Raw genomic sequence first — 15,619 nt, 5'->3', positions numbered from 1 at the left:
TTTTTCTATGAGTACAGACCGAGCCGTCGGTTTACTGAGTCCGTAAATTCTGGATCCGTTACTACAATCAAAAATAAAACCATAATTTGGACACCTTTTTAAGTTCGTAAGTGTAATTTAAGCAAAATAGAAAAAGTCCGATAAATATTTATTGTCCCTAACGTGTAGTTATGTGACTGTGCTTTTTTCAAAATTAAAGAAAATGTAGTACAATTGTTTCATTCACAAGGAATGAAAATGAAAAAACTTTTTTTAACCAGCGCTTGCATAGGACTTCTCACTTCGCCCGTTATTTCGTTGTTGTCTTGCATTGACGAACAAGACCAAGAAAAAAACCAAATAGACGATGACAAAGTTGTTGGCCTTAAAAACTCTTACCTTACAACGCGTAATCAGACTCAGACACTTGACTTTGTAGTGGGAGAGTCTTACTCATCAGCTCAGCTTGGAGTTGAAAAAGTTTTTGATGAGCGTTATTACTTTGAAGTGCAATCTTGTGATGATTTAAAGGGTGAAATCGTAGTTGACATCCGTTATCAACAAGCTAACTCTGTTGACAGTATTTTAAAAAAAACCGGGGTTAAAATCAGTGGTTTTCTAAAAGTAAACGCAGAAGATTTTCTTTCTGAAATCAAAGCTAACTGCCCAGACTACTTACAAACTAGTTTTCCAGAAGTTAAAGCGAGTTTCTTGCGGGACATCAAGACTCCCAAAGTTGCTGATTTAGGAATTGAATCCCATTTTAACTTTAGACAAGCTAAACACTCGGTTAAAATTACCGATGCCAACGATCGAATTGGTGAAATCAAAGTTCTAATTCAAGTTAGTTTAGGCGGTTCTACAACCATTTTAAGACTTAAGGTGGGCGGTTTCTTAGTGGAAGACCCAGAATTCAGCATTGTTTTCCGAAAAGTTGAGAAAATATTTGACCAAATTAACCAAGCGCCACAAACTACTCACAACAATAGACTTGCTTCTAGTTTTTTGAAAGATATTGACCAACCTAATTTTTTTGAAAGGCTGGGAATTGGGAATTTTCCCGAACTTGCAGATCTAGACAATACCGTACAGAATTTGAGAGTTCGTTTTTCCAAAGGCGATCGTACCAGTGACCAATCCGGGCAACTTGAATTAAAGATCAACTTGCTGTTTGAATTTAACGGCAAGTCTCTTCAAAGAAGCAAAACTATTTTAATCAGCGGGTTTTTGGAGTCAACTAAAACTAAGGAAGAACAAGACCGTCTTGAAGCTCAAATGGCTAAAGACTACTTTGAAAAAACATTTAGTCACAAAACGCGCTTAACTGGTCAATTGGCCTCGGAAGCCAAGTTGAATTTTGTTTCTAGTAGAAGTAGCGACTTAAACGCTCTAGGTCTTGAAAAATTGCCAAAATGGTTAACGAGCGGGGACACCAGAATTAGATTTAGTGTTTCTGAATTTGATGATGAGCAAGGAACTTTGGAACTTTTAGTTGACATTAGAGTTGGGAAAGTAAGTTTAAAAACCACGCTGTTAATCAAAGGGTTTAAAACTAATCAGCAAGTTTTAGAAGAAGAACAGACCAAAAATAAGTTAGATCTTGAAGAAACTTTGCAGCGAATCATTAGTCAAGGTCTGACTAGCAAACTAAGTTCAAAATTGCCTTCTGAACTTGCAGGTCAAAACAACCTAACTTTTGAGAAGTTAGGAATTACTTTTGTTCCAAAGAGCAAGAACATTAAATGGGAGTTAAAAATAATTGAGACTGACGATGAAAAAGGCGCGATCAAATTACAAATCACAGTTTCGCGGAGAGGTCAAAGACAAACTAAAGAAGTAGTAGTCTCTGGCTTTCTGTCCAACCAAAATCATTTACTCTCTCTACTTGCTTACCTTAAGGAACATAATAACCGTTCAAAGTTAAGTCACCAATTACCTTCGCAAATTGGTTCAGTTGACCAAAAAGTCTCTTTTGAAAAATTAGGTCTGGAAGAAATTCCCAACAAAATTAAGCGCGGAGCAAAAATAGAACTGACAATTTTACAAATTAACGATGAACTAGGACAGATGGAACTGGAAGTTAAACTTATCCGGGGCAATAAAAGTCTATCTGGAACTCTCAAAGTGACTGGTTTTTTAGCAAAGAGCGATTTCCTGAAAGATTTGCTTTCTTGAATCGAGCAACGTCCTGCTATTTCAAAATTCAGCGAACTACTGCCTTCGCAAATTGGTTCAGTTAACCAAAAAGTCTCTTTTGAAAAATTAGGTCTTGAGGGCGTTCCAAACCACAAAAAAAACAACGCTCAAATAGAACTTAAGTTGGACAAGGTTGACGATGACCTAGGTCAGATCCGCGTTGAAGTTAAGGTTTCTTTGTCAGGCGACACCCAAATTGGATATGTTTGGGTGACTGGTTATAAAAGTAACGATAGGCATTTAAAAGAACTTCAAAACTGGATCATGAGAGAAATCAACGAGACTAGCACTGCACTAGGTGATCAAATCGCCTCTTCCATCAAAGGAATTGGTAAAGAAGTTACTTTGGAAGAGTTGGGCATTAAGCAAACTATTCCCGAAGACAAACTCCAAAACGCCAAAGTAAAATTGGTGGTTCTTGATTTTGACGATGCGTTAGGCACCATTAAAGTTAGATTCCATTTTGAGAGAGGCAAATCCAAGGTCAGCCAAGACGTGACCATTAATGGCTACAAAACAGAAGACCGGGTGGCCTCGGAGCTTGACAGGTTATTAAATTGATTTGAAACCAATTCCCGTACAAGTTTGACAAATGAATTAGCGGGATACATCTTTAAAGTCGCAGAAGAGACTTCCTTGGAAAAGTTAGGTCTAACTAGTCCTCCCAACCAACTGACTAAAGGAGTTCAGTTAGTTTTTAAAATTACTGAGATTAGCGACTTAACTGGAAACGTAAAAGTTTGGATCCAAGCGAAAAAAGACGGTAAAAAAGTCGAGAAAGTTATCACAGTTAGCGGATTTTTAACGACCGATAATTTCTTGAAAAGTCTCTTAGACTATTTCAGAGAAAATAATTTGAAAACAACTCTAATGCAAAAATTACCTAGCTTGGTCGGGCAAAAGGGTGATAGAGTCAAAACCTCTGATCTTGGTTTAAAGCAACTTCCGTCCAAGTTGTGGAAAAAAGTTGAAACTCAAATCACAATTATCTCGGTTGATGATGAACGCGGTGAAATTAAAATTAAAGTTGAGCTCAAAATGGATCAAAAAACCCGCGATGAGCAATTTATTGTAAGCGGTTTTAAAACTAATCAGCAAGTTAAACGTGAACAAATTGAAAAAGAAACTGAATCTTTTGAACTTCTTAAAGCTTGGGTTTGAAAAAATTGGTCTAAGACTTATCTGTCTGACCAAAGAGCAAGCAAAGTGGTTAAGGTTGGTCAAATACTTGAGGGTGACTTTGGTAAGAAACTCGGTCTACCCAATTTAAGTGAGGAGTTAAGCGAATGATTTACTAAAATCTCACTAGAGGTCTTGTCAATTGATGATTACCTTGGTCAAGTAAAACTCAAAGTCTTGGTTTGAGGCAAAATCACTCAGACGCCGAAAGAGTTGCAGATCACTCTTCACGGTTTTCGTAAAGTTAGTGTCAAGCGAGAGCCTCAACTTGATCAGTTGTTGACTTGAATCGAAGAAAATCGTACCAAAACTAGTTTAAAAGATCGACTACCTAGGGCCCTGGGCGTTTATCCAGGCAACTCAGTTAATTGGCAAGATTTAGGTTTAGATCCACTACCAAACACAAACCAGTGGGAAGACGTTGAAGTAAAAGTTACTCTTAAATCACTAGACGATAACCTAGGTCAAGCGATTATTTTAGTGACTGTGAAAAGCGACCACGCCCAGCGATCGCGCGAGATAGTTGTCAAGGGATACGGAACTTTAGAAGAACTGCTGGAAAAAGTTTTTGAAATTTTCGTCAAACACTTATCAAGAGCTAAACTAGCAGATCGATTGCCTAGTCAAGTCGGATCAGTCAAGCAGTTGGTAACTTTTGCCGATTTGAATTTACCTGAACTTGATTACCCATCAAGAAAAGGAGTTGGTTACAAAATGATCGTTAATGAAGTTGACGATCATAGAGGTTTGTTAACGCTCATTTTAGAATTGGACAAAGACGGTTCTCATGTGGTTAAAAAGTACACTTTGGAAAATTTGATGACTCTTAGCCAGTACGAAGAAAAAGTATTAGTTGAAAAGGTAAATTCAATCCGCAAACTTAACAACGCTCAAAATGATGAAGGAAAAATAGCGGTTAAAATCACTAACAAATCCGCTTTTTACGAGTATGACATTGCAAAAATTTCAGTCGAAGACGTTAAGAACAATTTGGATGAATTTTCAATTCGATTGCCCGATGATTTGGATGGGGTAAAGTTAGAGTGAATTTCGGTCAAGCCGTTGGTGACAAACAATTTGCTACTAGTTGATTTGCAAATTAGTTTCGGACAGGCCAGCCAAAAACTGACTTTTGAAGTTACTGGTTTTTTGACAATGGCTGGCAAAATGATCCGAGATGTTATTGAGTCGATTCCAGCTCAGTTAACAACTCAACTCAAGCGAAAATTAGCGACCGATTTTGAGGAAGGACGAATTTACGACTATCGCGATCTGGGGATAGCACCTTTTGATTTAAGACTAGATATTTTTGGAGTCGATTTGATGGTTCGGGGAGTGGACAATAGGTTGGGTATAGTCCATCTAAACGCACTTGTTTCAAGCGGCGGAGAAATGCAAAGTAAGAAAATTGAGGTAGATGGGTTTTGAAATGATTCTGAACGCGAAGCAGCTCGCCGGTTAATACCGGGTCAGATGCATAACTTTTTCCGCGACTTTTACTTTGACACTCAAATTAGCAAACTCTCTGAGCAAAAAACTAAGCAGTTGCCCGCTTTTGACAATACCTCTAACAACATAAATTTTATTGGTAACCATGCTGGTTACCAAAATGGTCAGGAAATTGCTTGGGAAGATTTGAATTTAGTTAAAAAAGCGTCGCTTATTAGGCAATGACTTGCTGACGTTGACAAAGACTACAAGTTAATTTTCAAAGTGGTTGAAAGACCAGACCATGTCTACTTTAACGGAAGCATTCGAGTTCAACCTTTAATCAGTTTCGTTGACCAAAAAATTTCTTTGCCAAACACGATCGTGATTGGTGGTTTTCAAACTTTTGAACAAAACTTCCAGAAAATGGTCGAATATTGAAGCGGACAAATAAACTACGCACTAAAAACTAGTTCCAAGGGAATTGCTCTCTCACTAATCAAAGCACTGGAAAAAACTAAACCTGGTTTGACGCGCGTTTCGGAATTTAAAAAATTGACTGGTTTAGGTGATGTTCTGAAAGATGGTCCGCGAATAGGATCCCACAAAATGATCATTTTAGACGTGGATTGAAAGAGCAACCAAGATCCTAAAAGTTACCACTCGCCTGCCCTTCATTTTCAATTTTTAACTGGTCTTCAAGGTCCTGAAAGCGACTATTTTAACAAACGTAAGTTGGACGATGAAAATCTTCAACCACGCGAAGTTATAGCTCAACACAGGAGTTTTTTCAAGTTAGTTACGGGATTCAAAACTAAAGACGATGTAATTAAGGTCGTTACCAAGGAACTACAAAAACACGAGTTTTTGAAGTGAGATTTTCCTGAACAAATTCCCCATGCTAAAGATGTTGATTACTCGGGACTGCGAGGTCCGAAAGATTTTGGCCATCTACGCGGAGTCCTTTCAGAGATGTACGGGCACGAATCATTACCCGAATTTCACCCCGAATATTTGCGAGAAAATAAAAAGCGTGATTTACTTGACAAATTCGCTCGACAAGGCGAATGAGGACAAAACGAGGGTGAAAATACACTCTGATTTAGGTACGAAACGAGAGGCAATGTTGCCGGTTGACTTAAAAAAATTGGTAAGTTTAACCATTTCTCACCGTGAAACAAAGTTCCGATTGACTACGAACATTTGTGAAAAAACTCTGATCCAAGCACCAGAGATCTATTTGCTAGCGCTCGATTATACTTTAAATTTCTGCGCTACCTACCTTCCCACAACACCATGTTTTTCACGGTCGGATTGGAAATGATCGCTAGTTCACCGAGTGACAACATTCCGGTTGTTTTTCCTTACAAAAGAGGAATTCCCGAAAAAGGCAAAGACGAGTCAAATCTTTACTTAATTGACCAAAATCTAGAGTTTGGAGTCAAACTTCCATACGATTTATCGGACTACATGCAACAAGTTTTAGAGCGAGACTTTCTAAAATTTCGACTTTTTACCGGCCTTGTCAAAGACAAACTTGGAGCCCAAATGTTAGAATGCAGCGGTAATTGCCACCGCATTGAAGTCGTTGTACACCGCAGCCCTAAAGAAAAGGCCATGGATCCGAATCTAACTAAAGGTAAGGAGACAGATGGGTTTTTTAACCCATCCATTCTAAGATACTTTTACCGACAAGTCCTAGAACTTACAGATTTCCGCTTCACCATGGACCGGAAAGAACGCGTCTTACGTGCTAACACTCTCAACAATATTTTGATTGGCAATCGCTTCGACCAAAAAGGTCAAAGCCATAAGTTTGGTGACGAGTGAATTGAACTCATCGCCCACTTAGCTGGACTAGGTATCACGGTTCTTTTTGAAAGAGTTAGTTGGGAAGAATACCCAAGAGCGCAAAAAAAAGACGGATACTACGCAGTTGGAAAATTCCGTCCTGTGCTGTTTTACAATGTTCCAATTAGAACACATAATTGAAAAAAACCTAGCGTAATAAACATAACAGAAGCTCCAATAGTTCACAAAGGTGAAAAAGTTTGGGAAATTTATTACCGCGTTGTCTAATCGTGACTGGAGTTTAAAAAAATGTTTCCAAAACAAAGATGGATTTAATGCCTTGCAACCGCAACCGCTGGTTTTTAAATCCGCTCAGTTCATCTATAATTTGAAAAATAAAGGTGGCGTTTAGTGCTGAGAGTATTTTTAATTGTTTCGTTAGGAATTGCTTTTTTAGTCGCTTTTGCTAGCGCGGTTTTTACGATTTTAAGAATTAAATTTTTGCGAAGGAAATACGCTAGTCAAGAAAACCTACTCACTTACCAGAGAGCCTTTGAAGACCCGAGCCACGGTCAAATTATTAGCCAACTTAAAAAAGATGCCTCTGATCCGCTGCAAGATGAGCAACTAGTTTTCGCAGTGGCCACAATTATGCGCAATAGCTACCGCACATCTTGCGTGGCTGGTTTTGAAGGAACTTACGAACAAACTTCGCTGGAAAAAATTGCCCGGCAAAAAATCGTAGCCGATAACTTCGCTTTTTTGCTTCTCAAAAGCAACTCTGAGGTGGTGGCTAAACTGGAACAGATGCTGCCCAAGCTTAGCGCGGAAGGAATGATTTTTATCGCCCATGGCAAAAACGACAAAATCCAAAAACAAGCTCTTGATCAATTTTGTAAAAACCAAAATTTACGAATTAGTTACGAAAAAGTTGGCCACGGCGTAGTCTTAATCGCCCGATAAAATAATTTTTGCCTTTGTTTAGAGAAGTTGAGTTAGAATGTAGTTTAAACATTTGCCATGGGAGCCAAAATGATTGAACCACCTAAACAAAAAAACCTCATTACCCGCGAAGGTAAAAAACGACTTGAAGAGGAACTCAAACACTTAGTGGAAGTAGAAAGACCGCGCGTAATAGTGGAAATTCGTGATGCTCGTGGTTTAGGCGACTTGTCGGAAAACGCTGAGTACAGCGTTGCCCGCGAGAGGCAAGGCAAAATTGAAGATCGCATTCGGGAAATTAATGCCATTTTAGACAATTCACAAATTCTAACAACTGGTGCTTCACACTCTACTAAATCAAAAAATGAAGAAGTTAGAATCGGTTGCGAATTGGTTTTGGAACATTTAAAAAACGGATCGCGCCAGTCGTATAAGATCGTGGGTACTTTGGAAGCCGACCCATTTAGTCAGCCGCTTGTCAAGGTCTCTTATGAATCGCCTCTAGCTCAGGCGGTTTTAGGTAAACACAAGGGAGACGTAGTGGAAGTCGATGGTCGACAAAAGTACCAAGTAAAAATTGTTGCAGTTAAAAATTAGTTTGCCAAGGAAAAAAAAGTGACTAAACAAAAGCAATTAATGGTTGACCCGCGCATCTCCCAAGTCATTTATACGAACAAACAAATCGTGAAAAAGTGTCAGGAGTTGGCGTTGTGGATCGATCAAAATTACCGCGAAAGTTCTAATTTAGTTTTAGTGGGACTACTCAAAGGTTCAATTCCATTTTTAGCCGAATTAATTAAGCACATCCGCGTTGATCACGTGATGGATTTCATGACAGTCAGCTCTTTTGCCGGTGGCATGTCTAGCACTGGTCAAGTTAAGGTAGTGATGGATTTACACAGCGATATTCACGGCAAAGATGTTTTAATCATTGAAGAAATTATCGACTCTGGCCAAACGCTGTTTAAAATCGTGGAGTTACTGAAAACCCGCCAACCCAAAACGTTAAAAATTATGACTTTGCTAGATAAAAAAAGCAAACGAACCGCGCCCATTGAAGCAGATGTTTTCGGGTTTGATGCTCCCAATCTTTTTTATGCTGGGTTTGGTTTAGACGTCAAGGAAAAGCTGCGTAATTTACCCTATATCGGTGTTTTTGACCAGTCTAAATTCGACTCCTTATAGAAATTTTAAGCCATTTTTATTGTATAATTATCACTGCTATGATCAAGGTTCAAAACTTGCGTTTTAAGTACGCACAAGCCGGTGGTTACGCCCTTGATGGAGTAACTTTACACATTAAATCTGGCAAGTACACCGCTATTGTTGGACACAATGGTTCAGGCAAGTCAACCTTATCTAAAATTCTTGTCGGGCTTGCTCCGCCTACCAGCGGCGAAGTTTGAGTTGATGACATTTTGCTCTCGCGCAAAAACCTTAAGAAAATCCGGTCTCGAATCGGAATGGTTTTCCAAAATCCGGAAAACCAATTCATCGGCGCTACAGTTGAAGATGACATCGCTTTTGGTTTGGAAAACAAACTTTTACCGCGTCAAGTAATGCACGAAAAGGTTCATAAGTACGCTAAAAAAGTTAACATGATTGACCACTTAAGCAAAGAACCTCAAAACTTGTCCGGCGGGCAGAAACAGCGCGTCGCTATCGCGGCTACTTTGGCAATTGATCCAAAAATCGTCGTTTTTGACGAAGTCACCTCCATGCTTGACCCGAAGGGAAAACGCGAAGTTTTGGAAATTATGGAAGAGTTGAAAAAAGACGATGGTAAAACTTTAATCGTGGTTACTCACGACATGGATGAAGCAGTTTTAGCAGACGAAATTATCGTTTTAGCCGGCGGAAAGGTGATTGCCAAAGGCGATCCCCACGCAATTTTGTCCAACCAGAAAATTATTGAGCAAGCTAAAATTGAGAGTCCTTTTATCTACCGCGTAGCTAGCGCGCTTGGACCAGACATCACTCCACCGACTTTTTCAAAAAACCAACTGCTGGAGAATTTATGCAAATAAAAACGACCGATCTCTCCCACACTTACGCACTAGGTACAATTAGCGAGTTCACCGCCCTTAAAAACGTTTCAGTCACGTTTAGTTTGGGCGAGTTTATCGCTATCATCGGTCACACTGGTTCGGGTAAAACCACTTTGATCGAACATTTAAACGGACTTCTCCGGCCAACTCGCGGTCGAGTCGCGATTGGAGAAATAGTGATTGAAGGTGGTCGACGACGACCGGCTAAAATCAAAAATATCAATTCGATCCGCAAACGTGTCGGAGTTGTTTTTCAGTTTGCTGAGTACCAACTTTTTGAGGAAACGATTGAAAAGGACATTATTTTCGGCCCGCGCAACATGGGCGTTCCTTTACCCCGAGCACAAGCGCTGGCCAAGGAGTACATTAAACTAGTCGGTCTGCCCGAGGAATATTTGCAACGCAGTCCCTTTGCTCTTTCCGGAGGACAAAAGCGCCGAGTAGCGCTAGCAGGTATTTTAGCGATGGAACCTGACATTTTGATTTTTGATGAACCAACTGCTGGTCTTGATCCAGAGGGTAGTCGGGAAATGTACGGCATTTTTAAGCAACTCAATGCCAAAGGAAAAACTATCGTAGTCGTAACTCACGATCTAGACAAAGTTTTGTCCTACGTCAAACGGACAATAGTGTTACGCCACGGCCAAGTTGCTCGCGACGGCAATACGTTGGACGTACTTTATGACCACGCTTTTTTAATTGAAAACGAATTAGAACCGCCTAAACTGGTTTCGCTGGTTGGTCAGTTAGAAAGTTGTGGTTTAAAAATTGGTCGCGTCAGCGATTTAAGTCAACTGGTTCGAAGAATTAAACTCACCCGGGGGAAAAAGCATGAATAGCGTCACAATTGGTAAATACATACCTGGCAATTCCTTTGTTCACCGGCTTGACCCGCGCGTCAAACTCCTAATTAACATTTTGCTAATCGTTTTGGTGTTTTTAACTAGTAGTTTGATTATGCAAACGATTTTCTTAGTGCCAATTTTTGTTGCGTTTCTTTTTTCGCATTTGCGCAAAAGTTTGTTGCTCAGTTCTTTAAAACCAGTTTTCGCGATTGGTCTGTTTATTTTCGTGATTAATCTTTTCATTCTAGGTAAAACCGGACATGTTGGTCAAACTTATGGCTCCTGGTGAAAGTTTACTTTATCAGACCGGGCAATTCAGTTGTCGCTTCTAATCATGATCAGAATTTACATCATGATTTTGACCACAACTCTTTTAACTGCCACAACTTCGCCGATGGCGCTGACGCGCGCGATTGAGGACGTGCTTTTCCCGCTCCGTCTTGTCCGAATTAAAGTTCACATTATCGCTTTAATAATTGCCATCGCGCTCCGGTTTATTCCCACTCTGTTAGAAGAAGCCCAGCGGATTATGAAAGCCCAAGCCTCGCGCGGTGTGGACTTTAAAAACGGTAACTTAAAAACGAAAGCCAAGTCGCTCATTACGCTAATTATCCCGCTCTTTGTTTCTGCCTTTACTAAGGCCGATGACTTAGCTTATGCGATGGAAACCCGCGGTTACGATCCTTACGAAAAACGCTCTCGTTACCGGGTGTACGTGCCTCGCTGGACCGATTACTTAGTGGTAATTTTTTACGCAGGTATGATTGCTTTGGTTGTGATGTTTTTAAACGGTCAAATTCCGATTCCGACTTGGATGAGCTAATGCAGTGGTACCCTGGCCACATGGCTAAGGCTAAACGCCAAATTGATGAGGTCAAAAAAGACGTTGACCTTTTTATTAATGTCCTAGACTCCCGAATTCCGCGCACTAGTTTTAACCATCATTTAGTTGATTTAATTGGCAAAAAACCTCAACTTTTAGTTTTAACTCGGAAACACCAGAGCGACCTTGTTAAGCTTGCAAAAATGGAAAATGAACTTAACCAAATAGCACCTTGGTTAGCAGTTGATTTAGACGATCCTCAAGCAGCAAAGCAAATTAGTCGCAAGATCCAGCGAGTCTTGAAAGTTAAATCAATAGGCCTACCCAAAATTTTTGTGGTCGGTTTACCAAACGTGGGCAAGTCCCGTTTAATTAACACCCTAGTGGGCCGAGCGAGCGCGCCAGTGGCACGTCTAGCAGGTAAGACGCGCGGACGTCAAGTGCTCAAAACTAAGTGGGCTTGAATATTTGATAACCCCGGCGTTTTGTGGCCTGAAGCTTCCGACTACTTAACAGCAACCAAACTAGCAGTCTTGGGTTTAGTCGGCACCAAAGCGGTTGACCAAAAAAGTGCTTTTTTCAATGCTTACCAATTAATTTCAAAACTTTACCCCGACAAAATCAAATCTTTGGATTTAACTCCGGCTCAAACAGAAAACGAGGTTAATCAGAATTTAATTCAGTACGCCAAAAACCGGGGTTTTTACCAAAAAGAAGGTCAAGTTGACTTAAGTCGAACTTACCAAAGCTTTTTCAAATGGATTCAAAACTTAACTGGTTTAATGCTAGATTAAGATAAAATGACTGACGTGGATTTAAAAAAATTCATCCGAACTTTCCCAGATTTTCCGGAACCGGGAATTGATTTCCGTGACATTTCGCCGCTTTTAGCCAACGGTCCAGCGCTTCATTACACGGTGCACAAGTTAGCCGATTTTGCCCGCGAAGCTGACGTAATTGTTGGTCCTGACGCGCGCGGTTTCATTTTTGCCACGCCAGTATCTGCGATCTTAAAAAAACCTTTTGTAATGGTTCGTAAAGCTGGCAAACTGCCCGGCCCAGTTTTTCGCAAAACTTACCAACTTGAGTACAACAAAACCACGTTAGAAATTCAGCGCGATGCGATTAGACCGGGACAAAAGGTGGTCATCATTGACGATCTGCTTGCTACGGGCGGAACAACAAGGGCAATTGTTGATTTGATTGAAAAACACGGTGCGAAGGTAATTGGCGTTCTTTTTGTGGTTGAGTTAGTCCACCTAAAAGGTCGTCAAAAGTACCACGGAATTAGTACTCATTCGTTAATCCAGTACTAGTCCTTAACTGTCAATTTGATTCCGTTCATGCTATAATTGCTTGGATTATTAATTGGTTGGTGTTTAAATCCAACATTACCACAGGTAATGACTGTTAATTTTTAGGCGGTGTCATGACTTACAAAGGATGATTAAGACTAGGGGCCGGGTTTTTTGCCACAACCGCGCTCCTAGGTGCCGCCGGACTCGGCATCGCTTACGGTTTGCCCGACCAGTCGGTGGTAAAAAACAACTTGCGGACTGTGATTAACAGCGTCAATGCCAACTCTTGGTACCGCTTTGACAAATCATTCTCCTACGGGTCGATTAGTTCTAACGACCTCCATTCTCCGCTGGTAGCTGGTCAACTTGTTCGCAGTTCTTCGCGAGGAGAGAACGCCCGAGTGGTCGATCTTTCGCAACCAGTTGACGAAGATTTTAATTTAAATCTCAAACCTTCTGAGCACCGTTTTAGCCAGTTTTTGAAGCTGGAACTAGCTTCCAAAGTTGTGGTTCGCCAAACTAACACCAACTTGGTGTTTGATAGTGACGTTGACGATGCCCAGTTAAAAAACTCAATCAACTCCGATTTTTTTCGCCAGGCACTCGAAAGTCCCAATACTTTGGCGCTTGATTTTGTTGTTCGTACCAACGTTCCGTGGGTCAATCACCTTGGTCAGGCAGCGACTAGCCCGACGGGCGAAATTTACTACCTCCAAGCTCTTGACTGACTTTACGGAGTTTACCGAACTGGTTTAACTAACAACAACTGACGTCACGCTCCGGTTGACATTAGTAACCCCTTTGGCGGCTACGGGGTTTTGCCGCCGGGTCAAGACCAGCAAAAGTGAAGCCAGCGTTGGAGTGAGCAGTCGCGGCAAGCTTCTGTCATCGGTCGCTTTCGTCCTTTGGCTTCAGTCACAGGCGGCTTTTCAAACAATTATCTTTACGATATTTTTGGTGTGAAAAATCTAATTGAACTAGTTACCCCTTTGCCTGGGCGAAAAAACGCGGCTTTGATAGGTGATTTTGAAGGCCAACCGACAGTTTCCATTCAAGCTAAAAATTCAACTGTGAAACCCAATTTTGGGCAGTTCTTTAAAAAGTTTTTAGACGCTCAAGAATTTATTCCGGCTCCTTCGGGTTACATCCAAGACTACGCCAGCAAAGTTAATTATGTAAGTGGTAACGGCGCATCGCTTGTCGTGCCAGATAAACAAGACCCGGCGATTGTCAGTTCTGAGATTAACGTTCGCAAATACGGTGTTTTTACTTACGGAACCGACTGGAATAACACTCTTTACATTGGACCTTACTATGTCAAAAAAAACAACCAGTTTCAAGTGGAGTACGATCTCAACCCGCACTACTGGGACAAACGCTTTGTTAAAAGCGATCAAACGGTCAAAAACATTATTTTTGATTACTCACCCCAGAGCGATAACAAAATTTTTGCTCAATCAATGTTTGAACAGTACCGTCACGGGCGTGTTTTCAGTCTAGAACTTAATGACCTTGCTTCCAACAAGATTTTTGACATTAAAAAAGAACCGGAAAAATTTGGTCTTCGCTACGTTGATTCACAAATTGACAACCGTTTTGTGGGTGACATGTTTCCGATCGCTTTACCTTTTCCTGAATTAAGCAATTACCACTTTAACGACAACTTTGCCCAACTTTGGTTTGGCACGTCTCTTTCTAACATTGACCAGGGAAAAATGCAACTAGGTGATTATTTAAAACCGACCGCCGTTGCTTTTCGAAGTCAAATCATGGCAGCTATTAACTGGTACACTCAAAACCGGACCATGTCCAAACTTGACCAAACCGAGCCCTGGTATCCGCCTTTACCGCCAGATGCACCTATTAACGCTCAAAACTCTGACTCTGAAAAACCGCGAACTTTTTACGACTACCGCGGTGAACTTAACCGGTTAACTTACTACGAACTAGGTTCTGACAACTTTTCGTTAGAGAAAAATACCGTGAGCATGGAGCAAAACAAGCAAGTTTACCAGCAAACATCTTCGCTGCAAGAGAGTCTCAAGTCGGCGGTTTTTGAAAAAATTCAGCCTGCGATTCAACGCACAATTCAGGCGGTATTGGGACCGGATCAATCAAAGTCAATTGAGTGAACTTTTACCAACCGCTTTCCCCAAGTAGACGCGAGCGGTACTCAAATGCTTGAACAATTCGTGGACGTTTTAAAAATGCTAAATCCGCAGTTAAAACCTAAGCTAGAGATATACAACAACGTGGATATTTTGCGCAACTATTTGCTGGGACAAGGAACGTGGTACTCTTTCCACGGTTGGTCACCCGACTACGCCGGAGCTGGAACTTGGCTGACGGGTCTATCCCGGGAGCGTTTTGGAATCCAAGGCTTGGCCCTAGCTAGTCTTAAATCAAACCTGGCCGAAAGCACGCCAACACTCGTTGACTACGGCAAACGCTTGTCGGACCGGATAACTTCTACCATTAGTCAGCAGTTTGAAAATCGACCTGAATTAATTAACATCTTCAAGAGCCCAAACCAGGCGAGCAACTTTACTAACGCTAAGGAAACTAGTTTGAGCTCCCACAGTTTAATTGGTGATTCGCTTTTGGACGTCCAGGCTTACCAAAAGTTGCCTGCGAGCGATCGTCTTTTGGTTGACCAAGCACGTCAGAAGTTTCAAAATTTGATCGCCAAACTTGACTTTGAAATTCAACAAGAAGTTGAAGAACAGTATTTTGTCAGCATTTTCAGCGAGTACATGAGTTTAGTTGGTAACTACTTTGGCACCCAAGCGATTGGGTTGCCCAACAAACAAAAACCGATTGCCAAAGTTTGACAACCTTGACTAATTGGTACCGGCCTTAAAAATGGGGTTGTCTATCTCCAAGATTACGAGGTTAACTAATGCTCAAGTTTTTTTTAAAACGTCTTTTGTTAGCCGCCTTTGCTCTTCTGGCGATCACTGTTATTGTTTACTTTTTGATGAGTTTAACTAACTCGTCGCCAATCGATCCGCTCGCTTATGATTCAACCGCTGATTACGAAGCGGCGCTGGCCAGCGCCGGACTGGATAAACCGGTTGGGACGCGTTTTTT

General features: G+C 41.0%; 10 protein-coding genes and 1 pseudogene. All 11 read left to right on the top strand.

Translation table 4 applies throughout. The features are described 5' to 3' along the window. Positions 1-237: 237 nt before the first annotated feature. Positions 238-6,861 (top strand): lipoprotein 17-related variable surface protein, encoded by a 6,624-nt coding sequence (locus CSE00_RS00205; RefSeq protein WP_161565509.1) that lies wholly within the window; start codon positions 238-240, stop codon positions 6,859-6,861. 123 nt (positions 6,862-6,984) lie between these two features. Next, positions 6,985-7,536: a hypothetical protein gene (locus CSE00_RS00200; RefSeq protein WP_127942543.1), complete on the top strand. Its 552-nt coding sequence runs from the start codon at positions 6,985-6,987 to the stop codon at positions 7,534-7,536. A 57-nt stretch (positions 7,537-7,593) separates the two neighbouring features. After that, entirely contained in the window at positions 7,594-8,112 is a 519-nt protein-coding gene (gene greA / locus CSE00_RS00195; protein WP_236631435.1) for a transcription elongation factor GreA, read from the top strand. Between the two features lie 39 nt (positions 8,113-8,151). Continuing rightward, a complete protein-coding gene (hpt, locus tag CSE00_RS00190; RefSeq protein WP_127943096.1) occupies positions 8,152-8,700 on the top strand; it encodes a hypoxanthine phosphoribosyltransferase in 549 nt (182 codons plus the stop codon). 38 nt (positions 8,701-8,738) lie between these two features. Then, positions 8,739-9,542 carry an energy-coupling factor transporter ATPase gene (locus CSE00_RS00185; RefSeq protein ID WP_127942541.1) on the top strand — a complete coding sequence of 268 codons (804 nt, stop codon included), beginning with the start codon at positions 8,739-8,741 and terminating at the stop codon, positions 9,540-9,542. Beyond that, positions 9,533-10,402 (top strand): energy-coupling factor transporter ATPase, encoded by an 870-nt coding sequence (locus CSE00_RS00180; RefSeq protein WP_127942539.1) that lies wholly within the window; start codon positions 9,533-9,535, stop codon positions 10,400-10,402. The genes CSE00_RS00185 and CSE00_RS00180 overlap by 10 nt, the downstream gene beginning before the upstream one ends. Continuing rightward, complete coding sequence (locus CSE00_RS00175; RefSeq protein ID WP_127942537.1) at positions 10,395-11,231, top strand: energy-coupling factor transporter transmembrane protein EcfT; 837 nt, start codon at positions 10,395-10,397, stop codon at positions 11,229-11,231. Before CSE00_RS00180 ends, CSE00_RS00175 begins: the two co-directional genes overlap by 8 nt. Positions 11,232-11,251: 20 nt before the next feature. Further along, on the top strand, positions 11,252-12,025 hold the full coding sequence (locus CSE00_RS00170; RefSeq protein WP_161565508.1) for a GTPase: 774 nt from the start codon (positions 11,252-11,254) through the stop codon (positions 12,023-12,025). Between the two features lie 15 nt (positions 12,026-12,040). Next, positions 12,041-12,547, top strand: a complete 507-nt coding sequence (locus CSE00_RS00165; protein ID WP_127942533.1) for an adenine phosphoribosyltransferase — start codon at positions 12,041-12,043, stop codon at positions 12,545-12,547. A 113-nt stretch (positions 12,548-12,660) separates the two neighbouring features. After that, the gene (locus tag CSE00_RS00160) at positions 12,661-15,429 is read left to right on the top strand and encodes an OppA family ABC transporter substrate-binding lipoprotein (protein ID WP_127942531.1); all 2,769 of its coding nucleotides are present in this window, start codon (positions 12,661-12,663) and stop codon (positions 15,427-15,429) included. Then, positions 15,429-15,619 (top strand): annotated as a pseudogene (locus CSE00_RS00155) (ABC transporter permease); the annotation flags it as partial. The gene CSE00_RS00160 and the pseudogene CSE00_RS00155, both read left to right, overlap by 1 nt.

Source organism: Mycoplasma sp. ATU-Cv-703 (assembly GCA_004011965.1).
Taxonomy (GTDB): Bacteria; Bacillota_I; Bacilli_A; order Mycoplasmatales; family Metamycoplasmataceae; genus RYZV01.
The sequence above is the reverse complement of the archived record's forward strand: the minus strand, read 5'-3'. Positions and strand labels throughout refer to the sequence as shown.